Annotated in this window: 19 protein-coding genes and 1 pseudogene; 10 read left to right on the forward strand and 10 right to left on the reverse strand. The window is 71.5% G+C overall.

The window, feature by feature from the left end:
- The first annotated feature begins 139 nt into the window (after window positions 1–139).
- From ACZ6B8_RS01665 to ACZ6B8_RS01675, 3 genes are read left to right on the forward strand one after another with little or no spacing between them, the layout of a single operon-like run.
- The gene (locus ACZ6B8_RS01665) at window positions 140–1414 is read left to right on the forward strand and encodes an ABC transporter substrate-binding protein (protein WP_471074326.1); all 1275 of its coding nucleotides are present in this window, start codon (window positions 140–142) and stop codon (window positions 1412–1414) included.
- Window positions 1411–2322 (forward strand): carbohydrate ABC transporter permease, encoded by a 912-nt coding sequence (locus ACZ6B8_RS01670; protein ID WP_471605966.1) that lies wholly within the window; start codon window positions 1411–1413, stop codon window positions 2320–2322. Before ACZ6B8_RS01665 ends, ACZ6B8_RS01670 begins: the two co-directional genes overlap by 4 nt.
- A gap of 29 nt (window positions 2323–2351) precedes the next feature.
- Entirely contained in the window at window positions 2352–3188 is an 837-nt protein-coding gene (locus tag ACZ6B8_RS01675) for a carbohydrate ABC transporter permease (RefSeq protein ID WP_471606440.1), read from the forward strand.
- Between the two features lie 5 nt (window positions 3189–3193).
- Here ACZ6B8_RS01675 and ACZ6B8_RS01680 read toward each other — a convergent pair whose 3' ends face one another.
- The 3 genes from ACZ6B8_RS01680 to ACZ6B8_RS01690 all read right to left on the reverse strand — a co-directional run bounded on the left by ACZ6B8_RS01680 (window position 3194) and on the right by ACZ6B8_RS01690 (window position 9490).
- Window positions 3194–5350 (reverse strand): hypothetical protein, encoded by a 2157-nt coding sequence (locus ACZ6B8_RS01680; protein WP_471605967.1) that lies wholly within the window; start codon window positions 5348–5350, stop codon window positions 3194–3196.
- 295 nt (window positions 5351–5645) lie between these two features.
- Complete coding sequence (locus ACZ6B8_RS01685; RefSeq protein ID WP_471605968.1) at window positions 5646–7820, reverse strand: amylo-alpha-1,6-glucosidase; 2175 nt, start codon at window positions 7818–7820, stop codon at window positions 5646–5648.
- A complete protein-coding gene (locus ACZ6B8_RS01690; RefSeq protein WP_471605969.1) occupies window positions 7817–9490 on the reverse strand; it encodes an MGH1-like glycoside hydrolase domain-containing protein in 1674 nt (557 codons plus the stop codon). The genes ACZ6B8_RS01685 and ACZ6B8_RS01690 overlap by 4 nt, the downstream gene beginning before the upstream one ends.
- 292 nt (window positions 9491–9782) lie before the next feature.
- On the opposite strand from ACZ6B8_RS01690, the gene ACZ6B8_RS01695 reads away from it, so the two are divergent.
- Together ACZ6B8_RS01695 and ppdK are read left to right on the forward strand one after the other, a co-directional pair.
- The gene (locus tag ACZ6B8_RS01695; protein ID WP_471606441.1) at window positions 9783–11003 is read left to right on the forward strand and encodes an ROK family protein; all 1221 of its coding nucleotides are present in this window, start codon (window positions 9783–9785) and stop codon (window positions 11001–11003) included.
- A 448-nt stretch (window positions 11004–11451) separates the two neighbouring features.
- The gene (ppdK, locus tag ACZ6B8_RS01700; protein WP_471074312.1) at window positions 11452–14196 is read left to right on the forward strand and encodes a pyruvate, phosphate dikinase; all 2745 of its coding nucleotides are present in this window, start codon (window positions 11452–11454) and stop codon (window positions 14194–14196) included.
- 139 nt (window positions 14197–14335) lie between these two features.
- Here the strand turns inward: ppdK and ACZ6B8_RS01705 are convergent, their stop codons facing one another.
- From ACZ6B8_RS01705 to ACZ6B8_RS01720, 4 genes are all read right to left on the reverse strand, one after another.
- Complete coding sequence (locus ACZ6B8_RS01705) at window positions 14336–14479, reverse strand: hypothetical protein (RefSeq protein WP_471605970.1); 144 nt, start codon at window positions 14477–14479, stop codon at window positions 14336–14338.
- Window positions 14480–14686: 207 nt separating this feature from the next.
- Window positions 14687–15433: a dienelactone hydrolase family protein gene (locus ACZ6B8_RS01710; protein WP_471074306.1), complete on the reverse strand. Its 747-nt coding sequence runs from the start codon at window positions 15431–15433 to the stop codon at window positions 14687–14689.
- 198 nt (window positions 15434–15631) lie between these two features.
- Window positions 15632–16771, reverse strand: coding sequence for a tRNA dihydrouridine synthase DusB (gene dusB / locus ACZ6B8_RS01715; RefSeq protein WP_471074303.1), 1140 nt, complete (start codon window positions 16769–16771; stop codon window positions 15632–15634).
- 72 nt (window positions 16772–16843) lie between these two features.
- Window positions 16844–17797 (reverse strand): helix-turn-helix transcriptional regulator, encoded by a 954-nt coding sequence (locus ACZ6B8_RS01720; protein ID WP_471605971.1) that lies wholly within the window; start codon window positions 17795–17797, stop codon window positions 16844–16846.
- 101 nt (window positions 17798–17898) lie between these two features.
- Here ACZ6B8_RS01720 and ACZ6B8_RS01725 point away from each other — a divergent pair, with 101 nt between their 5' ends.
- The 4 genes from ACZ6B8_RS01725 (at window position 17899) to ACZ6B8_RS01740 (ending at window position 22053) form a co-directional block, all read left to right on the forward strand.
- Window positions 17899–19368: an MFS transporter gene (locus tag ACZ6B8_RS01725; RefSeq protein WP_471605972.1), complete on the forward strand. Its 1470-nt coding sequence runs from the start codon at window positions 17899–17901 to the stop codon at window positions 19366–19368.
- Between the two features lie 593 nt (window positions 19369–19961).
- The gene (locus tag ACZ6B8_RS01730; protein ID WP_471074296.1) at window positions 19962–20987 is read left to right on the forward strand and encodes an aldo/keto reductase; all 1026 of its coding nucleotides are present in this window, start codon (window positions 19962–19964) and stop codon (window positions 20985–20987) included.
- 25 nt (window positions 20988–21012) lie between these two features.
- Window positions 21013–21597, forward strand: a complete 585-nt coding sequence (locus tag ACZ6B8_RS01735; RefSeq protein ID WP_471074293.1) for a TetR/AcrR family transcriptional regulator — start codon at window positions 21013–21015, stop codon at window positions 21595–21597.
- Window positions 21598–21702: 105 nt separating this feature from the next.
- The gene (locus tag ACZ6B8_RS01740) at window positions 21703–22053 is read left to right on the forward strand and encodes a hypothetical protein (protein WP_471074290.1); all 351 of its coding nucleotides are present in this window, start codon (window positions 21703–21705) and stop codon (window positions 22051–22053) included.
- A 79-nt stretch (window positions 22054–22132) separates the two neighbouring features.
- Here the strand turns inward: ACZ6B8_RS01740 and ACZ6B8_RS01745 are convergent.
- From ACZ6B8_RS01745 to ACZ6B8_RS01755, 3 genes and pseudogenes are all read right to left on the reverse strand, one after another.
- Window positions 22133–22399 (reverse strand): annotated as a pseudogene (locus ACZ6B8_RS01745) (TetR/AcrR family transcriptional regulator); the annotation flags it as partial.
- 281 nt (window positions 22400–22680) lie between these two features.
- Entirely contained in the window at window positions 22681–22890 is a 210-nt protein-coding gene (locus ACZ6B8_RS01750; RefSeq protein ID WP_471605973.1) for a hypothetical protein, read from the reverse strand.
- An 82-nt stretch (window positions 22891–22972) separates the two neighbouring features.
- Entirely contained in the window at window positions 22973–24355 is a 1383-nt protein-coding gene (locus ACZ6B8_RS01755; protein ID WP_355808530.1) for a glycine--tRNA ligase, read from the reverse strand.
- Between the two features lie 176 nt (window positions 24356–24531).
- Between ACZ6B8_RS01755 and ACZ6B8_RS01760 the strand changes: the two genes are divergently transcribed.
- On the forward strand, window positions 24532–25482 hold the full coding sequence (locus tag ACZ6B8_RS01760) for a metal ABC transporter substrate-binding protein (protein ID WP_471074283.1): 951 nt from the start codon (window positions 24532–24534) through the stop codon (window positions 25480–25482).
- Window positions 25483–25499 lie beyond the last annotated feature (17 nt).

Below are 25499 nucleotides of genomic sequence, written 5' to 3' on the forward strand. Positions count from 1 at the left end.
GGAAGGGGGGCTCCGAAGGGTGACACCCGGCCGCAACACCCCTGTCGTCATCCCTGTGCATGGTTGATCGTTGAGCCGGGCAGACAAGGGCACGCCACGGAGATCCGACGCGACGACATCACCCAGGGGGACGGCCGCCATGACCATCAGCCGCAGGACACTGCTCGCCACGGGCGCGACAGCCGCCACCGGCGCGGCGCTCGGACTGCTCACCGCCTGCGGGTCCAACACCGGGCGTGGCGGCGGTGGTTCGGGCGGCGACGGGCCGCGGCTCGCGCAGTGGTACCACCAGTACGGCGAACCGGGCACCGAGCAGGCCGTGAAGCGGTACGCCGCCGCGTACAAGAAGGCGGACGTCAGCATCCAGTGGCGGCCCGGCAACTACGACGAGCAGACCGCCGCGGCCCTGCTCACCGACTCCGGCCCCGACGTCTTCGAGGTCAACGGGCCGTCCCTGGACCAGATCCGGCGCGGCCAGGTCGTCGACCTCACCGACCTGTTCGAGGGCGTGAAGGACGACTTCAACCCGGTGCTGCTCGCCCCCAAGACCTACGACGGGAAGATCTGGTCCATCCCGCAGGTCGCCGACATGCACCTGCTCTACTACCGCAAGAGCCTGCTCGACGACGCGGGCGTGCGGCCGCCGAAGACCATGGACGAGCTGGTCGACGCGGCGAAGGCGCTCACCACGAAGAAGGTGAAGGGCCTCTTCCTCGGCAACGACGGCGGCGCGGGCGCCCTCGGTGTCACGCCCCTGTACGCGGCGGGCCTCTCCTCGGTCACCGAGGACGGCGAGGTCGGCTTCGACGACCCCGCGGCCGCCCGCGTGCTCGGCAAGCTGCGCCAGTTGTACGCCGACAAGTCGCTGCTGCTCGGCGCGCCCGCCGACTGGTCGGACCCGTCGGCGTTCGTGCAGGAGCTGACCGCCATGCAGTGGTGCGGCCTGTGGGCGCTGCCCGCCGTCCGCAAGGAGCTGGGCGACGACTTCGGCGTGCTCGCGCTGCCCGCCGACGGCTCGGGCGGCAAGCCCGCGCTGCCCGTCGGGTCGTACGGGGCGGCGGTGAGCGCCCGCAGCGACCACAAGAAGGAGGCCAAGGCCTTCCTGAAGTGGCTGTGGATCGAACGGACCGATTACCAGGAGGACTTCGCCCTGTCGTACGGGTTCCACATCCCGGCCCGGCTCTCCCTCGCGAAGAAGGCGGACAAGCTGAAGGAGGGCCCGGCGGCGGACGCCGTGCGCTACTCCACCCAGTACGGCTACGCGGAGCCGCTGCTGTGGACGCCGGCCGCCCGCACCGCGTACCAGGACGCGCTGAGCCGGATCATCAAGTCCGGCGCCAACCCCGAGAGTCAGCTGAGGTCCGTCGTGCGCACGGTGCGCGCGGAGCTGGACCGCGCCAAGAAGAAGTCGTGAGGCGGGTGCTCGGCACGCAGAACCGCACGCTGTGGTTCTGGGTGTTCGTCGGGCCGTTCGCGCTCGGCCTGGTCCTCTTCACCTACGTACCGCTCGCCTGGAGCGTGTACCTGAGCTTCTTCGACGCCCACAACACGGTGTCCCCGACCGACTTCATCGGCTTCGACAACTACACGTCGATGTTGCGGAACGACGCGTTCACCGACAGTCTCGTCACCTTCGCGGTCTTTTCCGCCTTCATCGTCCCGACGACGTTCGTGCTGTCCCTCGCGCTCGCGCTGATGGTGAACCGGCTGCGCCGCGCCCAGGCCTTCTTCCGGTCGGTCTTCTTCCTGCCGGCCGCGTGCAGTTACGTGGTGGCGGCGCTGATCTGGAAGCTGTCGATCTTCAACGGGGTGCGGTTCGGGCTCGCCAACACCGTCCTCGGCTGGTTCGGCGCGGACCAGACCGCGTGGCTCTCGACGACGGACCCGCCGTGGTACTGGCTGGTCATCGTCACCGTGCGGCTGTGGCTCCAGGCGGGCTTCTACATGATCCTGTTCCTCGCCGGCCTGCAGCGGATCTCCCCCACCCTCTACGAGGCGGCGGCGGTGGACGGGGCACGGCCGGGCTGGCAGGTGCTGCGCCACATCACGCTCCCGCAACTGCACACCACGTCGGTCGCGGTCACGCTGCTGCTCGTCATCAACGCCTTCCAGGCGTTCGACGAGTTCTACAACCTGCTCTCGGACTCCCGGGGATACCCGCCCTACGCCCGCCCGCCGCTCGTCTACCTCTACTACACGGCGCTCGGCCAGGAGCAGAACCTCGGCTTCGGCAGCGCGGGCGCGGTGATCCTCGCACTGATCATCGCGGTGGTGACGATCGGCCAGGCGCGCTGGTTCGGCCTCGGCGCGAAGGAGGACTGACGCCCGTGACCACACCGGCGAAACGGCCGCTGGAGGACGCCCTGGTCCGGGTGGGCCGCGCACTGCGCGTCGCCCTCCTGATCGCCCTGGCGCTCCTCTTCCTGATCCCCTTCTACCTGCTCGTGCGGAACGGTCTGGCGTCCGAGGACGACATCACCTCCCCCGACTGGACGTTCTTCCCCTCGACGCTGCACTGGTCGAACCTCTCCGAGCTGTTCGACGACCCGACGGTGCCGATGGCGCGCGCCCTGCTCAACTCCACCCTGATCGCGGTCGCGACGACGCTGGGCACCCTCGTCCTGGCCTCGCTCGCCGGGTACGGCCTGGCCCGCATCCCCTACCGCCACGCCGACCGGGTCTTCTACGCGATCCTCGGCACGATGATGGTCCCGGCGGCCGTCACCTTCGTACCGAGCTTCGTCCTGGTCTCCTCGCTCGGCTGGGTCTCCACCCTGCGCGGCCTGATCGTCCCCACCCTCTTCTCGGCCTTCGCGTGCTTCATCTTCCGCCAGTACTTCCTGGGCTTCCCGCGAGAGTTGGAGGACGCGGCGCGGGTCGACGGCCTCGGCTACTGGCGCACGTACTGGCGCGTGGTCGTGCCGAACTCCCGCCCCGTCTTCGCGGCGGTCGGCACGATCGTGTTCATCGGCGCCTGGAACTCCTTCCTGTGGCCCCTGGTCATCGGCCAGGACCGCGAGGCGTGGACGGTCCAGGTCGCCCTGGCCACGTTCACGACCTCCCAGGTCATCCGCCTGCACGAGCTGTTCGTGGCAGCGGCGGTCTCGATCCTGCCGCTCCTGGTGGTGTTCCTGTTCTTCCAGCGGTGGATCGTGGCGGGGGTGGAGCGGTCGGGGATCGACGACTGACGCCGTTACGCGGGCTCCGTCATGTCCTCCATGAGCTCGGGGAGTTTGCGGAGCCTGGAGAGGGACTGGTTCAGGAGGCGTACGACCATGTCGGCACGGTGCCGGGCGATCGGCTGGGCGACACGGGCCGCCTGCGTCTGCGCCCTCAGCTCCTCCAAAAGCTCGCCGGCTTCGGCGGACGCCTCATGAAGCCGGCGGATCCGCTCCTCGACGCGCGTCACCAGGACGTCCACGGTGGGCTTCTCGCCCGCGCACGCAGCGTCAGCCTCCACCTGCTCCGCCGGCTCCGCCAGATCGTCGGCCCCGGCTGACGTCTCCTCGGCGGGCGGCGCCCAGAGCGCGGACGTCGGCGTGGGCGACGAGGCCGGTGCGGGCGACGGTGCCCCGGGGGTGGACGCGGCGCCCGGAGCCGTCGCCGCCTTGCGGGACCGTGTCCCGTTCTCCTTCGGGAACTCCCTGTCGAACCAGAACGCAGTCATCTCCCGACCAGGCATCTCCTTCCCCGAGACGCTCACCTGCCACGGCTGCCGGTCCCCGTCGTCCATCGCGGCGACGAGCGCCTTCAGCAGCCCCACCGCCATCATCCGGCTCTTCTCGTACCGTAGTGCCTGGAGTGAGTTGGTCACGCTCCGCCGGGAGCGCCGCATCCGCTCTCCCGACTCTCCGATCATCTCCTGACCGTCGAGCGAGCCGCGGTCGGCCTCGATGACGCCGAAGGCAGCAAGCCAGTGGGCCGCCCGGTAGGCCACCAGTTCCTCGAAGGCCGCGTCGTCGGTGTGCGTTGCCGCCAGCAGATCAGGCAGTCTGCGGCCGGAAAGGACGACCCCCTCCCGGACCTTGGTCCCGAAGACCATTCCCACGCGCGGGTTCCAGGGGGACGGGTAGCTCTCGGAGGTGAGAGCCGACCAGGTCCTGGCCCGTTGATGGATCTCGTCCTTGCTGAGCTGGGAGGGCGGATTCTCGCTGAGCGCACGCCGCAACAGGTGGCGCTTGGCCGGGTCCACGGGAAACAGTTCCCGCAGCAGCCTCATGGAGCGCAGGTCACGGAGTTCGGAGGCTTTCATGTCGGCGGTCGCGTCCGGCAGTTCACGGATGGGCGCGAGGCCGTACAGCACCTCCGCCGTCTTCTCGTCCATGACCCCCTGCGCCACGTACATGCCCAGCACACTGCGCCCGAGCGCACGCGAGCGGTTGATGGGGTCGAACTCCAGCGGCGGGTGCACGTGATCGCGCCGGTTCTTCATCTGGACGATGCGGTAGAGCCGCTGCGGGGTCGGTGTGCCGACCACCAGATGCGCGTCCACCACGGCGATGGACGCCGCCCGGCGGGCCCGGGAACCGCTCGCGGGGTCCAGGTCGTCCGTGGCTTCCGCGTACTCCTTGTTGAGCAGGGCGGAGAACTCGGCGAGCCAGACACGGGGATCGAAGACGATTTCGTCGCCGCTCCTGCCGAGCTTCTCCGCGGGAACACCGGCCAGCACTTCACCGGAGCTCAGCCGGAAAATCGACTGCCTTTTCTGCGTACGATTGTTCCCCCTGACGGCCATCCATCCCCAGTACGCTCTGGGGTGGAGCGGATTTCCGTCGGAGTCCCGCCCAGGATCCTCCTCAAGACGCACCTGCTGGGGAACGTACATTCCGGGTTCCTGCTGCCCGTTGAGGACCAGGTCCTCCTCCAAGTCGTACGGGCGGACCCGGTCCCGTCGCATGAGCGCGTTCGCCGCGTCCTCGGCGTTCATCATCAGCGCGTGCCGGTCGGGCACCGTACTTTCCAGGGCGGCGAGACAAGTCTCACTGCCGTCTCCGACGACTCCCTTCCAGGGGCGCACCGGGGCCAACGTCCGTTCGGTGGTCGGCACGACGGTCGGGTCCGCCATGGAACGCCAGATCGAACTGATCCGTTCGTTGTGCCCCCATTGCACGCCCCCGACCCCGTGCATGCGGACGATGGCTATGACCATGTCACCGGCATCGGTGGACACGCGCCGGACCGCGCTCTGCTTGAGCCTGCGGACACCATTGGCATCCGCTGCACCCAGCGTGTCCTCAGGGTCGACGATGAAGGGCGCCATGTTCTCCAGCGCCCCGCGGGGGAGGTTGACTCCTTCGGTGGCCAGTACGGCCTGGATCCATGTCTCTTGGCGTTCCGAGGAAACCGGCAAGGGAAAGGGAGGCACAGTGCAACAGCCCTTCGCGCAGCACGACTCTGATGCCAACAGGCTGACAGTCGAAGGGAAGTGAGCACCATAAAACTATTATTGGTACGTCATTTCGAACGGCCCGAGCAGTCCGAACCGGGTGCCGGGATCCGAATGAAAGGCCCTGTAGGCGTGTTAGTAAACCTAAGGAGCCGGAGGCCGCCATGCGCGGGCGTCACCAGCCGATGTCGATAGAGCGGCCAATGGTCGAACACAAATTCCATATTGACGGATGGGCGCTCAGCTGATGCACATACCGCTACGCCGAGCCCACCGCCGTCAGCAGCGCCAATGGTGTCGCCGCCGACCTCGACTCCAGTGCGCAGGAGTGCGGGTAGGGCACCGGCACCGGGTACGCGCTCCTGTCGTAGCCCGCGAGGACCTCCGGGAGGCGGCCGCCCGCCGTCGCCGCGGCGGCGACCAGGCCGTGGGCGACCTCACGGGCCTCGTCGTGCAGGCCGTAGCGTGCGAGGCCCAGGGCGATCAGCGCGTTGTCGTGCGGCCACACCGAACCGCGGTGGTAGGAGAGCGGATGGTACGCGGGCTGCCCGGCGGCGAGCGTCCGTACACCCCAGCCCGAGAAGAAGTCGGGTTCCAGCAGACGGCGGCCCACCGCCTCGCCGTACTCCTTGTCGAGCAGCCCGGACCAGAGCAGATGGCCCGCGTCGGAGGCGAGCGCGTCGAGCCGCCGCCCCGCGCCGTCCAGGGCGAGGGCGGGGAAGGCCCGCTCCGGCATCCAGAAGTCGTGGACGAAGCGGTCCCGCAGGTCGGCCGCGGTCCGCGTGAGCAGGTCCGCGTACACCTCGTCGTCCCAAACGGTGCGGGCGAGCCGGGCGGTGCGCCGCAGCGCGTCGTACGCGTACCCCTGCGCGCCCGCCGCCATGACGGGACCCGTCGCGCCGCTGCCGTCGGCGGAGCAGATCGCGCCGGGCGAGTCCTTCCAGTTCTGGTTGGCGAGGCCGCCCTCGTCCGCGCGGTAGACGAGGTAGCCGCGCGAGGTGAGCCCGCCGTGGTCGAGCATCCAGCCGACGGCGGCCCGCGCGTGCGGCTCCAGACGGCGGGCGGTCGCGTTGTCCCCGGTCTGTTCCGTGTACGCACCGAGCAGCACCAGGAAGAGGGGCGTCGCGTCCACGGAACCGTAGTAGCGCCCGAACGGCACCTGCCCGAAGTGCGCGAGCTCGCCGTGCCGCACCTCGTGGACGATCTTGCCGGGCTGCGCCACCGCGCCCGGTACCGCCTCCGTGGCCTGCGAGGCGGCGAGCGCGGGCAGCGTCGCGGCGGCCAGGCGCGGCAGGTGGGGCAGCGCGAAGAGCGAGGTCAGCAGGGCGTCGCGGCCGAGCAGCGTGTGGAACCAGGGCACGCCCGCTCCCGGCACGCTCAGCTCCTCGCCGTCCGGACCGGTGGCGGGCACCTGGAGCAGAGCGAGGTCCGCGAGGCCGCGCGTGCAGGCGTCCGCGAGCTGCGGCCAGCGGGTGGGCAGCGTGACGGCGGACGCGAACTCCCGTTCCATGGAGGCGAGATGGCGGGCGGCGTCGGCCGGTGTCGCCGCGTGCGTCGTAGGTGTCTGTGCCGTCGGGGTCTGTGCCGTCGGCGCGGGTGTGGTCGGTGGGTGCGGCGTCGGCGCGTGGGTTCCCCGCGTGCCGGGCACCCGCCGGGGCGCGGTCGCCGGGTCCGCCTCCGGGCCGCCGTGCGGATGGGCGGCGGCACGCAGTGCCACGTGGGCCGAGCCATGGGCGTCCAGCGCCAGCGTCCAGACGAGGCGGCGCGCGCCGGCCCCGGTCTCCTCGACGGCGCCCGGCGCGGGGTCGGACGTGACCGTCGTACGCGAACACCACTCGCCGCGGCGGTAGGTGAACTCGACCCCGGCGACGCGGGCGCCCTTCCTCCGGCCTCCCCGCTCCACGCCGCGACCGTCCCCGTGGTCGTAGCCGTAGCCCTCCCCATGGCCGGGTGCGTCGCTGTCGTCGTCGAGGGGCCTGCGGGACCTGACAGCGCCCGGCTTCGCGTACGTGCGGTGGTCGGCGCGCAGCTCGAACTGGTCGGTGAAGTCGGCGTCCACGGTCAGCTCGATCCGGACCCGGGTCGGCACCGGCCGGTTGCTCACGACCCGCAGCGACTCCACGAACGCGCCGTCCGCCACGGCCTGTTCGCGGAAGAGCGTGTACGCGGGCGGCTCCAGGCGGCCGCCGCGCGGCACCAGGACGCAGCGGGCCGCGCCGGTCGCGGCGGCCGACGTGTCCACGGGCGTGAGGACCTCGGGGACGGCCCCGTCGGCCGTCAGCTGCCAGCGGCTCAGGTGCCGCGCGTCCCGTACGAACAGGCCGTCCGGGCCCGCGCCGCCGCCCCGTGCGGCGCCGACGCCGCTGATGTCGCCGCCGGTTCCGACGGCCGCGAACGTCCGTCCCCGCACCAGCAGTCGATGCCGATCGCTCATGCCCACACCTCTCCTTCAAAGAACCCGCCCCGCTCGCCGTGCGTCCGCGCACTTCCCTCGCCGTGCGCTCTCTCCTCGCCCTGGAGCCCCTGTGCCCGGGGCTCCCGCAGCAGGTCCAGCGTGAGCGCGGCCGTCCAGCCGAAGCCGCGCGCGCCGCGGGCCCGGCCGGTGTACGGATCCACGTACTCGGCGAAGCCGGACGCGCCCGCCACATCCAGCAGCGTCCGGCGCAGCCGGTCCGCCCGCGCGGCCTCGCCGTGCAGCCGGAGCCCCTTCTCCAGCAGCCAGTTGGTGTTGAACCAGGCCGGGCCGCGCCAGTAGCGGTACGGGTCGAAGGCGGCGCTCGTCAGGTCGTGGCTCGGCACGAGCCGGGCCGCGCCGTCGAGTCCGAAGCGGGCACCCGCGGCGGTGCGGACCAGGGCCGCGGCGATGTCGCGCGGCAGCGCGGGCAGCACCAGCGGGATCAGGCCGGTGACGCCGCGCTCGGCGATGAGCCGGCCCGAGCGCAGGTCCCGGCAGTGGAAGAGTCCGTCGGCCGGGTCCCAGAGCCGGTCGACGAGCACCCGCGTCAACGCGTCGGCGCGGGCGCGGCGGGTGCGGTGGGGGTGGTGGGGGTGGTGGGGGTGGTGGGGGTGGTGAGCGACGGGGGCGTTGGGGCCTTTTGAGGCGTCTGGGGGTGGCGGTCCGGGCGGCGCCACCGTCTCGACCTCGCCCCCGCCCTCGCCCCTTCCCCCGCCCTCGACCCCGACTTCACCCTCGATCTCGGCCTCGATCAGGGCGAGCGCGTACTCGGAGGCGATCAGAAGCGCGTTGAACGCGGGGTCCTCGACGCAGAACGAGGCGCCGAGCCGCCCGTCGTCCCCGGCGCTCGCGTGTCCCCCGGCCGCGTACCCCCGGTCGCGGTACTCCGTGGCGAGCCGCACGTAACGGCCGTAGTCCAGGTCCGTCGGCCGGTCCCGGGCGTCCCCGTGGCTCAGGTCGGCGCGGCGGCAGGCGTCCGGCGCGGCGGGCTCGACGCGGCTCAACGGGACGTCCCAGCAAGGGCTGTTGTCCATGCCCTGCTCCCAGGGGTGCAGCACGGCGGCGAGTCCGGCGCCGCCCGCGTCACGGTCCCGCAGCAGGTACGCGTGCCAGGCGGCGAGGCGCGGCCGGACGCGGGCGAGGAAGGAGCGGGCCCGGGAGAGGCCTGGGTCGGCGCGGTGCACCAGCCAGGCGGCGAGGGCGTGCACGGGCGGCTGCACGAGCCCGGAGGTCTGGACGTCGCCCGGTGCGCCGGCCGCGCGGCCCGCCTCGGTCGAGCGCCAGAAGTCGGGGCCGGGGAAGTAGGCGCCCGGTGGTACGGCGTCGTTGAAGACGATGTGCGGGACGCGGCCGTCGCCCCACTGGGCGGAGAGCAGCGTCTCCAGTTCCACCTGGGCGCGCAGCGGCGACAGGTGGCGCAGCCCGATCGCGATGAACGCGGAGTCCCAGGACCACTGGTGCGGGTACAGCTCCCGGGACGGGACGGTCGAGGTCCCCGTCCAGTTGGCCCACAGCACGCGCGCCGCCCGCTGCCGCAGCACCGGCCGCCCCGGGGCGGGCCGTCGGGCGGCCGGCTGGGTGGTGGTGACGCTGCGGTCCACACGGATCTCCGCTCTGCCCGGGCCCGGCCCGGGCTCTCGACGCCTCATCGGTTACGTGGTATCCACCTGTGAGTTACGCCTGGCTAACGCGCAAAACCCAATATGTTGCGCGTACTTGGTCAACACAAGGGGAAATGATGACGGGCACCAGAACAAAGCGGGGATCCCGCCCACGCCTCGGCCCACCCCCGTGGTGACCGGCATCGAACCAACGCACCCCCGGCCCCAGCCCCAGCCCCAGCCCCGAAGCCGAACCCGGCCTCAACCTCAGCCTCAACCCCCACTCCAGCCCCCGCCCCACCCTCGCCCCCGCGTCTCCCCGCCCTCCGGCCCCGGGGAGCTGCTCTCACTCGTCCGCAGCGGGCGGGCCACGACCCGCGGCGCTCTGCAGCAGGTCACCGGTTTGTCCCGGGCCACCGTCGGGCAGCGACTGGAACGACTGTTCAGGGCGGGGTGGCTGCGGGAGGCCGCCGGGGAGCCCGTGGACTCGCCGCTCGGCGGGCGGCCCGCGCACCGGCTGGAGTTCGACGACACGCACGCCGTCGTCCTCGCCGCCGACCTGGAGACCCGGCACGCCCGCACCGCCCTGCTGACCCTCGGCGGCGAGGTCGTCGCCGAGCGGGTGGCGCCCATCGCCGTCGAGGACGGCCCCGAGGCGGTCCTCGGCGAACTGGTCACCCAATTCGGCGCGTTGCTGCACGCGACCGGGCACCCGGCCGCGTCCGTGTGCGGCATCGGGCTCGCCGTGCCGGGCCCCGTCGACAGCGGCACGGGGCGCGTCGTACAGCCGCCGATCATGCCGGGCTGGGACGGCTACGACATACGGGGCAGGCTGCGCCGCGCCTTCGCCGAGCGGCCCGGCGCCCCGGTCGGCGCCCCGACCGACGTGCCGACCGGCGCCCCGACCGACGTACCTGTCGACGTGCCCGTCCTCGTCGACAACGACGCCAACCTCATGGCGTACGGGGAACAGCGCACCCACTACCCGGACTGCGCGGCGTTCGCGCTGGTCAAGGTCTCCACGGGGATCGGCGCGGGGGTCGTGGTCGGCGGCGAGGTCTACCGCGGCGTCGACGGGGGCGCCGGCGACATCGGCCACATCCGGGTGCCGGAGGGTGCGGACGCGCTCTGCGGCTGCGGCTCGTACGGATGCCTGGCCGCCGTGGCCGGCGGGCGCGCCGTGGCCCGCCGGCTGACGGAGGCGGGCGTCCCCGCGGCCTCCGGGTCGGACGTACGGGCGCTCCTGGCGGCCGGGCACCCCATGGCGGTGCGGCTCGCGCGCGAGGCCGGGCGGCGCGTCGGCGAGGTCCTCGCGACCGTCGTGACCCTCCTGAATCCGGGCGTTCTGATGATCGCCGGAGATCTGGCCGGAACCCCCTTCCTCACCGGCGTCCGCGAACTGCTCTACCAGCGGGCCCTGCCCCGCTCCACCGCCCACCTGGAGGTGGTCGGCCCGCGACTGGGCGACCGCGCGGCGCTGATCGGCGCGGGAACGCTCGTGGTGGAGCACCTGTACGCCCCGGAACGGGTGGAGGAGCGGCTAGCCGCGCTGGGCGTGTAGCACGACGGGACGACCACCGGCCGGACCCTCTCCGAGACGGTCGGGCCGGCCCGACCGTCTCGGAGAGGGTCCGGATGCTGACATCCGGCCGCTTCAAACGGCGTGATTCTCGCCACCCCTGATCGGGCTTGCGCTCAGATGAGCGCTTCATGGGCGACTGCACTTCTCCAAGGGGTGGCACTCAGTGCCACCGCTCGATCATTCATGAGATGAACTCACATCTGAGTTCTATGCGCTCATCTGAGCGTTTTAAGGGCCAGAGACGCCCATTACCTTCAAGTCTTGTACTCAAGCGCGGGCGTCTCGCTACCGCTCAGTCACTTTCGATCTAGCGGCGGACGGGTGGTTACGGCCGCATGACGCACAAGTGGACGTACCCAGGTGCCTTCGATCTGGGTATGTTCCTCGCCGTCAGGGCAGCCACCGAGTCCTCGAGGAGTCGAGACCCGTGTCGGAAAACAAAGATCCCCACGTAGCACGCACGAGTGAGACGACCGAGGACGTGAAGTTCGTCTACGACTTCACCGAGGGCAACAAGGACCTCAAGGACCTTCTCGGCGGGAAGGGCGCGAACCTCGCCGAGATGACCAACCTCGGGCTGCCCGTCCCTCCGGGCTTCACCATCACCACCGAGGCGTGCAAGACCTACCTCGACAGTGGCGAGGAGCCGGCCGCGCTGCGCGACGAGGTCAGCGCGCACCTGGACGCCCTCGAGAAGAAGATGGGCAAGAAGCTCGGCCAGGCCGACGACCCGCTGCTCGTCTCGGTGCGCTCGGGCGCCAAGTTCTCGATGCCCGGCATGATGGACACCGTCCTCAACATCGGGCTCTCCGACAAGTCCGTCACCGGGCTCGCCAAGCAGTCCGGCGACGACCGCTTCGCGTGGGACTCCTACCGCCGGCTCATCCAGATGTTCGGCAAGACCGTCCTCGGCGTCGACGGCGAGCTCTTCGAGGACGCCCTGGAGAAGGCCAAGGACGCCAAGAAGGTCGCGGTCGACACCGACCTGGAGGCCGCCGATCTCAAGAAGCTGGTCACCAGGTTCAAGAAGATCGTCAAGACGGAGGCCGGGCGGGACTTCCCGCAGGACCCGCGCGAGCAGATGGACCTCGCGATCCGCTCGGTCTTCGAGTCGTGGAACACCGACCGCGCCAAGCTCTACCGCCGCCAGGAGCGCATCCCGCACGACCTCGGCACGGCCGTCAACGTCTGCTCGATGGTCTTCGGCAACCTCGGCCCCGACTCCGGCACGGGCGTCGCGTTCACCCGCGACCCGGCCAGCGGCCACCAGGGCGTGTACGGCGACTACCTGCAGAACGCGCAGGGCGAGGACGTCGTGGCGGGCATCCGCAACACCGTTCCGCTCGCCGATCTGGAGCAGATCGACAAGAAGTCGTACGACCAGCTCATGCAGATCATGGAGACGCTCGAAACGCACTACAAGGACCTGTGCGACATCGAGTTCACCATCGAGCGCGGCCAGCTGTGGATGCTGCAGACCCGCGTCGGCAAGCGCACCGCCGGTGCCGCGTTCCGCATCGCCACGCAGCTCGTGGACCAGGGCCTGATCGACGAGGCCGAGGCGCTCCAGCGCGTCAACGGCGCGCAGCTCGCGCAGCTGATGTTCCCCCGCTTCGACGACGGCGCCAAGGTCGAGCAGCTGGGCCGGGGCATCGCCGCGTCACCGGGTGCCGCCGTCGGCAAGGCCGTCTTCGACTCGTACACCGCGATCAAGTGGTCGCGTTCGGGCGAGAAGGTCATCCTGATCCGCCGGGAGACCAACCCCGACGACCTCGACGGCATGATCGCGGCCGAGGGCATCCTGACCTCGCGCGGCGGCAAGACCTCGCACGCGGCCGTCGTGGCGCGCGGCATGGGCAAGACCTGTGTCTGCGGCGCCGAGGACCTGGAGGTCGACACCAAGCGCCGCCGGATGACGGTGGGTGACACCGTCGTCGAGGAGGGCGACGTCGTCTCCATCGACGGCTCGACGGGCAAGGTCTACCTCGGCGAGGTGCCGGTCGTCCCCTCCCCCGTCGTGGAGTACTTCGAGGGCCGCATGCACGCGGGCGCCGACGACGCCGACGAGCTGGTCGCCGCGGTGCACCGGATCATGGCGTACGCGGACCGGGTGCGCCGGCTCCGTGTCCGCGCCAACGCGGACAACGCGGAGGACGCCCTCCGGGCCCGCCGCTTCGGCGCGCAGGGCATCGGCCTGTGCCGCACCGAGCACATGTTCCTCGGTGAGCGCCGCGAGATGGTCGAGCGGCTGATCCTCGCCGACGCCGATGAAGAGCGCGAGGACGCCCTCAAGGAGCTCCTCCCCCTCCAGAAGCAGGACTTCGTGGAGCTCTTCGAGGCGATGGACGGCCTCCCGGTCACGGTCCGCCTCCTCGACCCGCCGCTGCACGAGTTCCTCCCCGACATCACGGAACTCTCCGTCCGCGTCGCCCTCGCGGAGTCCCGCAAGGACGCCAACGAGAACGACCTGCGGCTGCTCCAGGCCGTGCACCGGCTGCACGAGCAGAACCCGATGCTGGGTCTGCGCGGCGTACGCCTCGGCCTGGTCATCCCCGGCCTCTTCACCATGCAGGTGCGGGCCATCGCGGAGGCCGCGGCCGAGCGGAAGACCGCCAAGGGCGACCCGCGCGTCGAGATCATGATTCCGCTCGTCGGCACGGTCCAGGAGCTGGAGATCGTCCGCGAGGAGGCCGAGCAGGTCATCGCGGAGGTCGTCGAGACGACCGGCGTCGAGCTGAAGCTGGCGCTCGGCACGATGATCGAGCTGCCGCGCGCCGCGCTCACCGCGGACCAGATCGCGGAGGCCGCCGAGTTCTTCTCCTTCGGCACGAACGACCTCACGCAGACGGTCTGGGGCTTCTCCCGCGACGACGTGGAGGCGAGCTTCTTCACCGCGTACCTGGAGAAGGGCATCTTCGGCGTCTCCCCCTTCGAGACGATCGACAAGGACGGCGTCGGCCGTCTCGTACGGGATGCCGCACGGCTGGGCCGCGAGACCCGTCCCGACCTGAAGCTCGGCGTCTGCGGCGAGCACGGCGGTGACCCGGAGTCCGTGCACTTCTTCCACGAGGTGGGCCTGGACTACGTCTCCTGCTCGCCGTTCCGCATCCCGGTGGCCCGCCTGGAGGCCGGCCGCGCCGCCTCGCACTCCACGGGCAGCGACCACCGGTAGAGCCCCGGGGCCGACGCCGTGTCCCCGACCCTCAGTACCGATGCGGCGTCGGCTCCGGCCCACGAAGAAGGGGCAGCACCCTGTGCGGGGGTGCTGCCCCTTCGGGCATTCTCTGCGGAGACGGGCGACTTGACGAGACTCAGTCATCGCGCTCCGCGGTCTGCCTCCGGCGATGTTGCCGGCGCTCCTTCGCCCACAGCGCTGTCGCCTGAAAGACGGTGGCCGCGGCGGCGAAGCCGATCACTTCCGCCCATCTGTACTCGAACGCCACGTGCCAGATCACGGCGAGCACCCCGTAGATGACCACCCATGAGGTGAGCGCCGCCGCCCAGCCTGCTCGCCGACCGGTCGTCGCGCGCTTGGCCGTACTCCTTCTGTCCCTCACCAACGACTACCCGCCACACGCGTGTTGAGAGGCCCCTGGTCGGCAACCGGGCCGGCGACCCACCCTGTGCACGGGTACTGCCCTCCGTGTGTCAGCGGTCGTTCGTCACGTCAGGTGCCGGGTGAAGAAGTGGGCGGCCGCGTCGCCCGCGTGTGGGGGGACGCCCGTGTGGCCGCCCATGTTCGCGTTCAGGCACTTCTCCTTGGAGGCGAACGCGTCGAACAGGTCCAGGGACGCCTGGCGGTCGTTGCCCTCGTCGTCCCACTGGAGCAGGACGTGCAGGGGGATGGTCACCCTGCGGGCCTCCTCGAAGGTGGTGCGGGGTACGAAGCTTCCGGCGAAGAGGCCGGCGGCCACGATGCGGGGGTCGGTTGCCGCCAGACGTACGCCGATGGCGATCACTCCGCCCGAGTAGCCGACCGGGCCGCCGATCTCCGGCAGTTCCAGGAGGGCGTCCAGGGCCTCTTGCCACTCCGGGACCGCCTGGTCGACGAGCGGCAGGGTGAGGGCGTCGATGATCTCGTCCGTGACCTGCTCCCCGGCCTCCAGCACCCGGCGCAGGTCGGCGCGCGCCTGCTCCAGGGCAGGGATGGAGGGACGGGCGCCGCAGCCGGGGAGTTCGATGGTGGCCGAGGCGAAGCCGTCCGCCGCGGCGTGCCGGGCGCGCGCCACGAGGCGGGGGTACATCCTGTGCAGCCCCAGCGTGGGGTGGCCGAGCAGGATGAGCGGCACCGGCGTGGACTCGGACGCCGACTCTGGCGTCCACAAGAGGCCTGGGATCTCGCCGAGGGTGAATTCTCGTTCTACGACGCCGGCGTCGAGGTGCTGCTCGGAGGTGGTGTGAAGGGGCATGGTCATGCCTTTCGGAAGCGCTGCGTACGGCGCTCCCGGGCGACCTATCGCCCGACCGTGACCCCGGAGGAGAGCACCCATGTCGATGTGTTCACGGGTACCACCTCCTCGTTCTCTCGCACGGCCACCGCGAAGGTAGCAGCGGCCGCCGTGGCCGCCAACCGATTTTCGGCGCGGCCCTGGCGGCGGAGGCCAGGCTCAGCCGCCCGACGTGTCCAGCTCCGCTTCCTCGCTCACGCCCGCGCAGTCGTACGGGTCCTTGAGCCAGCCGTCCGGCAGGACCACGCGGTTGTTGCCCGACGTACGCCCGCGCGGGCCGTCCGCTCCCGCCGGCCAGTCCTGGTCGAGGTCCAACTCGCCGAGGCCGTCCTCCAGTTCGGCCAGCGAGGAGGTGATCGCGAGGCGCTTGCGCATCTCCGAGCCGACCGCGAAGCCCTTCAGGTACCAGGCGACGTGCTTGCGGAAGTCGATGACGCCGCGCGCCTCGTCGCCGATCCACTCGCCGAGCAGGGTCGCGTGGCGGAGCATGACCTTCGAGACCTCGCGCAGGGTCGGCGCCTGCGGCGCGCCCGTACCCTCGAAGGCCGCCACCAGGTCGCCGAAGAGCCACGGGCGGCCGAGGCAGCCGCGGCCCACGACGACGCCGTCGCAGCCGGTCTCGTCCATCATGCGCACCGCGTCCGCCGCCGACCAGATGTCGCCGTTGCCGAGCACGGGGATCTCGGGGACGTGCTCCTTGAGGCGGGCGATGGCGTCCCAGTCGGCGGTGCCGCCGTAGTGCTGGGCGGCCGTGCGGCCGTGCAGGGCGATGGCCGTCACGCCCTCCTCGACGGCGATGCGGCCCGCGTCCAGGAAGGTGATGTGGTCGTCGTCGATGCCCTTGCGCATCTTCATGGTGACCGGCAGATCACCCGCGCCGCTCACCGCCTCGCGCAGGATCGCGCGCAGCAGGTGCCGCTTGTACGGGAGTGCGGAGCCGCCGCCCTTGCGGGTGACCTTGGGGACGGGGCAGCCGAAGTTCAGGTCGATGTGGTCGGCGAGGTCCTCCTCCGCGATCATGCGGACGGCCTTGCCGACGGTGGCCGGGTCGACGCCGTACAGCTGGATCGAGCGCGGCTTCTCCGTCGCGTCGAAGTGGATCAGCTGCATCGTCTTCTCGTTGCGCTCCACCAGGGCGCGGGTGGTGATCATCTCGCTGACGAAGAGGCCCTTGCCGCCGCTGAACTCCCGGCACAGCGTCCGGAACGGCGCGTTCGTGATGCCCGCCATGGGGGCGAGCACGACGGGCGGCTGCACGGTGTGCGGGCCGATCGACAGGGGCTGCGGCTGGGACGGCATGGATGATCTCCGGGACGGACGACGGGACCCTCCATTGTCCCTCACTCCTCGGGCGCCCGTGTCCCACACTCCTCAGGCACCCGCGCCGCCCTCCCCGGACGGCTTCGGCCCGTCCTCCCCGGACAGCTCCGCGAGGCGCTCCAGGCGCTCCTCCGTCTCGTCGTCGGCGGGGACGTACGCGATCAGGCGGTGGGCCTGCGCCAGGGGCGCCATCCACAGCATGCGGTGCTCCAGGCGGAGCAGGCCGACGCGTGGGTGCTGGTAGCGCTTGACGTGCGGCGACATGGTCGCGACCTCGTGCCGCCGCCACAGCTCGCGGAACTCGGCGGACGCCCCCGCCAGCCGGTCGCGCAGCTCCTTCCAGGCCGGTTCGGCGCCGTGCTCGGCCATGGAGCCGCGGAACTTGGCGACCAGGTCGCGCAGCATCTCGTCCCGGTCGAGGAAGGTCTCGCGCCAGCTCTCGCTCGTGGCCAGGAGCCACAGGCAGTTGCGGTCGCGGGGCCGCATCGCGTCGAAGTCGCCGAAGACGTGGACCCAGGGGCGGTTGTGGGCGAGGACGTCGTAGCGGCCGTTCTGCACGGTGGCCGGGTAGGGGGCGAGGCGGCGCATCAGCCGGCGTACCTCCGCGGAGAGCGCGGCGCACTCCCCCTCGGGGCGCGGGTCGACGGCCCCGGCGAGCGCGAAGAGGTGGGCGCGTTCGCTGGGGTCCATCAGCAGCGCGCGGGCGATGGCGTCGATGACCTGCGCGGACACCCGGATGGACCGGGCCTGCTCCAGCCACGTGTACCAGGTGACCCCCACGCAGGCGAGCTGCGCGACCTCCTCGCGGCGCAGCCCCGGCGTACGGCGGCGGGGGCCGCGGGGCAGGCCCACCTGCTCGGGGGTGACGCGCTCGCGACGGCTGCGGAGGAAGGCGGCGAGCTCCTGTCGACGGATGTCGGCGCCGGCGGCCGCCGCGCCGGTGGGAGGCGTCGCGCCCGAGGGGGCATCCGGCGTGCGGGGCGTCGTGTCTGCGGTGAGGGTCACCCGTCAAGGGTCCGCCATCCCGCAGCCTGTTTCCAGGTTCGCCTGGTACCAGGACAAGAAGACTCTGGTACCCCTCTGCGGGCCGGAACATCGTCGTACGCGTGACCCTTGCAACCGATACCGGCACGTCCCGCCCGACCGGGCCGTCCGGAGCCGCCGCCCTGACCCCTCTCGGCCTGCTCACCGTCCTGCTCGGCGCCTCCCTCTCCAGCGTCGACTTCTTCATCGTCAACGTCGCCCTGCCCAGCATCGAACGCGACCTGGACGCCTCCCCCGCCACGCTGGAGATGGTCGTGGCGGGCTACGCGGTGGCGTACGCCGTACTCCTCGTCCTCGGCGGACGGCTCGGCGACACCTTCGGCCGCGGGAGGCTGTTCCTGTGGGGCGTGGCCGCGTTCGGCGTGACCTCGCTGGCCTGCGGGCTCGCACCCGGCGCGTGGTGGCTGGTGGGGGCGCGGGTGGCGCAGGGCGCCGCGTCCGCGCTGATGCTGCCGCAGGTCCTCGGCACCATCCACGCGACGACGCGCGGCGAACGGCGGGCCCGGACCGTCGCCCTGTACGGCGCCGTCAGCGGCATCGCGGGCCTGCTCGGCCAGGCGCTCGGCGGCGCCCTGGTCGCCGCCGACCCGGCCGGCACCGGCTGGCGCGCGGTGTTCCTCGTCAACGTGCCGATCGCGGCGGCGGCCCTGCTCATGGGCGTGCGCGCGGTGCCGGAGAGCCGCGCCGAACGGCCCGCCAGGAACGACGCCCTCGGCACCGTCCTGTTCGCCACCGCGCTGACCGCGCTCCTGCTGCCGCTCACGGAGGGCCGTGCGACGGGCTGGCCGCTGTGGTCCGTCCTGCTGCTGGCCGCGGCGCCCCTGCTGGGGTGGGCGTTCGGGGTGGTGGAGCGCCGCGCCGAACGCCTCGGTGGCAGTCCGCTGCTGCCCCCGTCGCTGCTGCGCGAGCCCGGCGTGCGCGGAAGTCTGGTGCTGGGTCTGCCGATCTTCATCGGGTTCAGCGGTTTCATGTTCGGGTTCGCGATCGTCCTGCAACAGGGGCTGCGTTACGGGGCGTTGAAGGCGGGCCTGACCGTGATTCCCATGGGGCTCACCCAGATCCCGGCGTCGATGCTCGTGCCGCGGCTGGTCCGCCGGTGGGGTCCGCGGGCGATGACCCGGGCCGCCCTGGTCCACGCGAGCGGTCTCGCGGTGCTCGGCCTGACGCTGCTGTGGACGCCCTGGTCCGGCCTCGGCCCCCTGGCCCTCGCGCCGGGGCTGCTCCTCTGCGGCGCCGGGCAGGGCGTGGAGCTCGCCCTGTACTACCGCCTCGCCCTGGCGGCGGTGCCGGCCGCGCGGGCGGGGGCGGGCAGCGGCCTCACGGCGACGGTGCAGCAGTCGTGCCTGGCCTTGGGGGTGGCGACGGTGGGTTCGCTCTTCCTCGCGCTGGTCCCGGACCTGGGCATGCGGGGTGCCTTCGAGGCGGCGTTGGCGGTCCAGGGGGTGGGCCTGGCCGCCCTGGCCCTGCGGAGCCTGCGGCTGCCGTCTTCCCCTGGGTCAGGTGGCGGGCCCGGCCGTCCCGGCCCTGCGTAGCCTGCGGCCGCGCTCTGCTTCACGGCCCCGGTCGACCCAGCCCCGCCGCTCCGCGGCGAGGGCGGGTGGGGGCCGACCCCCTCTTCCACCTGCGGCCACAAACAGCCCCGGCAGGTGGGGGCCGATCCCCATCTTCCACCTGCGGCCACAAACAGCCCCGCCGCTCCGCGGCGGATGCATCCCACCCACCCACCCGTTCACCCCGCGACGCCTTGCGGGGGTAGGGGCTGGGGCAGGCGGGTGGCTCGGCCGCTGCGTGGGGCTGAGGTTGCGGAAAGGGGTGGTGGCCCCACCACCCCGCAGCCGAAAGCGGCCGGGAGGGGACGTGGGGGTATGTGCGAACGGAGCACCGAGCCCACACTGGCGCCCTTGTCCGTGCGGCGCGGCGCAGGGATGGCGAGTACGCACATACCCCCACGGCCCCGCCACCCCCACACCCCTGCCCACCAGAACCGCCACCCGCCACACAACACCAGCCCACCCCCCTCCCCTCACCGCGCACACCCCAAAACACACCCACCCCCCCCGTGACAACTGACAGATAACAAATAACAGATATTGAAATCTGTCATCCGTCATGCCATGGTGGACGCATGCGAACTCTGCGAACCCTCCCCCTCGGAAACCACGGCCCCCGCACCTCCGCCCTCGGCCTCGGCTGCATGGGCATGTCCGCGCTCTACGGAGAGGCGGACCGCACGGAGTCCATCGCGACGATCCACGCCGCCCTCGAAGCCGGCGTCACCCTCCTGGACACCGGCGACTTCTACGCCATGGGCCACAACGAGATGCTGATCGGCGAAGCCCTCCGCTCCGCCCCCGCCGCGCGCCGCGAACAGGCCCTGACCAGCGTCAAGTTCGGCGCCCTGCGCGACCCGGACGGCGGCTGGTCGGGGTACGACGGGCGCCCCGCCGCCGTGAAGAACTTCGCGGCGTACTCGCTCCAGCGCCTCGGCGTCGACCACATCGACGTCTACCGCATCGCCCGCATCGACCCCGATGTCCCCGTCGAGGAGACCGTCGGCGCCATCGCCGAACTGGTCGAGAAGGGGTACGTGCGGCACATCGGCCTCTCCGAGGTCGGCGCCGACACGATCCGCCGGGCGGCGGCCACGGCCCCCATCTCCGACCTGCAGATCGAGTACTCCCTGATCTCGCGCGGCATCGAGGCGCGGATCCTGCCCACGGTCGCCGAGCTCGGCATCGGCGTCACCGCGTACGGCGTCCTCTCGCGCGGCCTGATCTCCGGCCACTTCACCCGCGACCGGCAGCTCTCCGCGAACGACTTCCGCTCGATGAGCCCCCGCTTCCAGGGCGAGAACCTCGACCGCAACCTGGACCTGGTCGAGGCCCTGCGCAAGATCGCCGACCAGAAGGGCGTCAGCGTCGCGCAGACCGCCATCGCCTGGGTGCTCGCACAGGGCCCCCGGCACGGCGCGGCCATCGTGCCGCTGGTCGGCGCCCGCACCCGGGCCCGGCTCGACGAGGCGCTCGGCGCCCTGGACGTGACGCTCGACGACGCGGACCTCGCGGCGATCGAGGCGGCCGTGCCCGCGGACGCGGCGGCCGGCGCGCGCTACCCCGAGGCCCAGATGGCACACCTCGACAGCGAGCACTGAACCGCCCACGGGTACGGTCTATGCCATGGCAACCGCGGCTCCCCTGACCCCCGAGCGCATCCTCGAAGCGACCGAGGAGGTGCTGCGCCGGCACGGCGCGGCCAAGGCCACGGTCGTCGACGTGGCCCGCGCCCTCGGGGTCAGCCACGGCACCGTCTACCGCCACTTCCGTACGAAGGCGGAGCTGCGCGGCGCGGTGACGCGGCGCTGGCTGGACCGTACCTCCGGGGCGCTCGCCGAGATCGTCGCCGGCGGCGAGCCGGCCGAGGCCAAGCTCCGCCGCTGGCTGGCGGGCCTCTTCGACGCCAAGCAGCACAAGGCGGGTGACGACCCCGAGCTCTTCGGCACGTACTCGGTCCTCGTCGACGAGAACAGCGACGTGGTGGACGACCACATCGCCGACCTCACCGGCCAGCTGACCGCGATCATCCGACAGGGCGTGGACAGCGGGGAGTTCGCGTCCGCCGACCCCGCGACGTCGGCCCGCGCGGTCTTCGACGCCACGTCCCGCTTCCACGACCCGGCCTACGCCGCGCACTGGTCCCGCCCCGGCATCCAGGCCGCGTTCGACGCCGTGCTCGACCTGACCCTGCGCGGCCTGCGCGCCTGACCTCGTCCTCCCGGCTCCGCCCGGCCCACGCGCCCCGCCCGCACGCCCGGCGTTCCGCCACAAAAGCCCTGGAGCGGCCCCGCAAGGCCTGGATAGAGTGATCCGATGCCGCTCGTCGAGATCACCTACGCGCCCCAGGTCCCCGAGGCCACCCTCCGCGAACTCGGTTCCGCCCTCCCCCACTTGGTGTCCCTCGCGGTGGAGTGTCCCGAGGAGCCGTACGACGGCGACCTGCAGCCGGGCGACGTGGAGCTGCGGTTCCGGGAGCTCGGGCCGTGGGACCGCAGCGGTCTGGACTTCGTCGTCGAGGTGCGGTCGAAGTGGTTCGAGAGCCGGTCCCGCAACCGGCAGGAGCGGGTGGACCAACTGCACGACGCCATCCGCCTCGCCACCGGATGCGACGACTTCGGCGTCTATCTCTCCCTCCCGGTGGCCGCCTGGTCGCAGGGGGACTGAGGCAAGCCCGGACGACGGCCCGCACGACGACCGCGCCACAGCCCGCGCCGCAGCCCGCGCGACGACCCGTGGGCGGCCCCTAGCCGCCCACCAACACCGTCACCAGGCGCGTCATCGCGAGTGGCGGATCCGGCGCGCCCGGCGCGTCCGGCCAGCTCGTCATCAGCAGATGGTGTGCGGTGCCGACGATCGCGAGGGCCACGGTCTCCGGGTCGACGGTCTCCGCCAGCCGGCCCAGCTCCTTCTCGGCCGCCAGATATCCGGTGACGGACTCCTGGATCGTGGTGAAGCCCGGCGCCCCCTCCCGCAGCGCCTCGCGGATGCGCAGCGCCGCGGCCGGTCGGCTCCCCTCACCGCGGCCGGGTTCACCGGCGTCGACGTCAACCAGGCGCAGACGTACGGCACTTGGGGGCAGGAAGCCGAGGGCGCAGCGGAGTTCCTGCTGGGCATCGGGCCCGGCCGGCATCTGATGGACCGGGCCGACGCGAGCGCGCGGGTCCGGGCCCGCCACGCCCTGACCGGCCATCTGCGCCGGCACGGGACGGCGGACGCGGACGGCGCCGTCCGGCTCCGCAGTACCGCCTGGCTGGTCACCGCGGACCGTCCGGCAGGACCGCGGCGGACGCCCTAGGACGACGACGAAGGATCCACCGTCGCCTGGTGCTCCTCCGCCAGGTGTTCCTCGGCCTTGAGCCACGGCAGGAACTGCGCCTTCCGGCGCCAGCCGCACGTCGCGCAGCTCAACTGCCGCTGCCCGCCCGCCTTCTGCACCTGGACGACGTGCTCGCGCCCGTGCTGGTCCCAGCGTCTGACCCTGCTCGTGGTCGTTGGAGGCATGCGCCTCAGTGTGCACAGAAGCCCCCGGTTCCATAACCCGGAACCGGGGGCTTCCTGCCGTCACTCAGGGAACGTACGAGCGTCAGCAGCCCACGAGGCGCGTGGCGAGGTAGCCCTCGATCTGGTCGAGGGAGACCCGCTCCTGCTTCATGGTGTCGCGCTCGCGCACCGTCACGGCGTTGTCGTCGAGGGTGTCGAAGTCGACGGTCACGCAGTACGGCGTGCCGATCTCGTCCTGGCGGCGGTAGCGGCGGCCGATGGCGCCCGCGTCGTCGAACTCGATGTTCCAGTTCTGCCGCAGGGCGGTCGCCAGGCCCTTGGCCTTCGGGGACAGCTCCGGGTTGCGGGAGAGCGGCAGGACCGCGACCTTCACCGGCGCGATGCGGTGGTCGAAGCGCATGACCGTGCGCTTCTCCAGCTTGCCCTTGGCGTTGGGCGCCTCGTCCTCGATGTAGGAGTCGAGGAGGAAGGCGAGCATCGTGCGGCCGACACCGGCCGCGGGCTCGATGACGTACGGAGTCCAGCGCTCGCCGGCCTCCTGGTCGAAGTAGGACAGGTCCTGGCCGGACGCCTTGGAGTGCGCGGTCAGGTCGTAGTCGGTGCGGTTGGCGACGCCTTCCAGCTCGCCCCACTCGCTGCCGCCGAACTGGAAGCGGTACTCGATGTCAGCGGTGCGCTTGGAGTAGTGGGAGAGCTTCTCCTTCGGGTGCTCGTACCACCGCATGTTCTCCTCGCGCAGGCCCAGGCCGGTGTACCAGTTCCAGCGCTGCTCCATCCAGTACTCCTGCCACTTCTCGTCCTCGCCCGGCTTGACGAAGAACTCCATCTCCATCTGCTCGAACTCGCGGGTGCGGAAGATGAAGTTGCCGGGCGTGATCTCGTTGCGGAAGGACTTGCCCATCTGCGCGATGCCGAAGGGCGGCTTGCGGCGCGAGGTCTGCTGGACCTGGCCGAAGTTGGTGAAGATGCCCTGCGCGGTCTCGGGGCGCAGGTAGGCGACGGAGCCGCTGTCCTGGGTCGGGCCGAGGTGCGTGGCGAGCATGCCGGAGAACTGCTTGGGCTCGGTGAACTGACCCTTGGTGCCGCAGTTGGGGCAGTTCACGTCCGCGAGGCCGTTGGCCGGCGGGCGGTTGTGCTTGGCCTCGTACGCCTCTTCCAGGTGGTCGGCGCGGTGGCGCTTGTGACAGGAGAGGCACTCGGTGAGCGGGTCGGAGAAGGTCGCGACGTGGCCGGAGGCCTGCCAGACCTCGCTCGCCAGGATGACCGACGAGTCGATGCCGACGACGTCCTCACGCGAGGTGACCATGTAGCGCCACCACTGGCGCTTCAGGTTCTCCTTCAGCTCGACGCCGAGCGGACCGTAGTCCCAGGCGGCACGCTGTCCGCCGTAGATCTCACTGCAGGGGAAAACAAAGCCACGGCGCTTGCTCAGGCTGACGATGGTGTCGATCTTGTCGGCGGCCACGGTGCTCTCTTCATGACGACGGCGGGCGAAGCGGGTAACGCGCTTCGGGAGCGAATGCTTCAGGTTACCGGCGGCCTCACCCCCCTAATCAAATCGGTTCCGGTACGGCACGGGGCCGGGCCCCGGACCGGAGACCTTGTTGACAATCGTTTCCACATTTGTTGAAAATGAGTGTCATGAACGTACGACGCCTCATACCCGCCGCCGCCCTCGCCTCCGCCACGGTCCTCGGCCTCACCGCGCTGACGGCCTGCTCCACCTCCACCGCGGCCGGCAAGGACGGCAAGCTGGACGTCGTGGCGTCGTTCTACCCCCTGCAGTACCTGGCGGAGCAGATCGGCGGGAAGCACGTCTCCGTCACCACCCTCACCGGCCCCGGCCAGGAGCCGCACGACCTCGACGTCTCCGCCCACCAGCGCGGCGAGCTGGAGGAGTCCGACGTCGCCCTCTACCTCAAGGGCCTGCAGCCCGCCGTGGACGACGCGATCGACCAGTCCGGCATCGGGACCAAGGTCGACGCCGCCTCGCTGACCAGCATGGAGAAGCACGGCAACGAGGTCGGCGGGCACGCCGGGGAGCACGAGGGCCACAGCCACGACCACGAGGGCGCCGACCCGCACATCTGGCTCGACCCGGTGAAGTACGCCGAGGTCGCCGAGGGCGTCGGCAAGGCCCTGGAGAAGGCCGACCCGGACCACGCGGCCACGTACAAGAAGAACACCGCGCAGCTCGTGAAGCGGCTCGGCGGCCTGAACACGTCCTTCGAAGACGGCCTGAAGGACACCAAGTCCAAGGTCTTCATCACCACGCACGCCGCCTTCGGCTACCTCGCCGAGCGCTACGGCCTCACCGAGGAGGCCATCAGCGGCCTCGACCCCGAGGGCGAGCCCAGCGGCAAGCGCGTCAGGGAGCTCCAGAACATGGCGAAGGCCGACGGCGTCAGCACGGTCTTCTACGAGACGCTCGTCAGCGACAAGACGGCGCGGACCCTCGCCAAGGACACCGGCCTGAAGACCGACGTGCTCGACCCCGTCGAGGGCATCACCGACGACTCCAGGGGCACCGACTACATCCAGGTCATGGAGTCCAACCTCAAGGCCCTCCAGAAGGCCCTGGGCGCCAAGTGACCCACTCCCCCGCGGCT

Source organism: Streptomyces sp. NPDC041122, assembly GCF_055592445.1.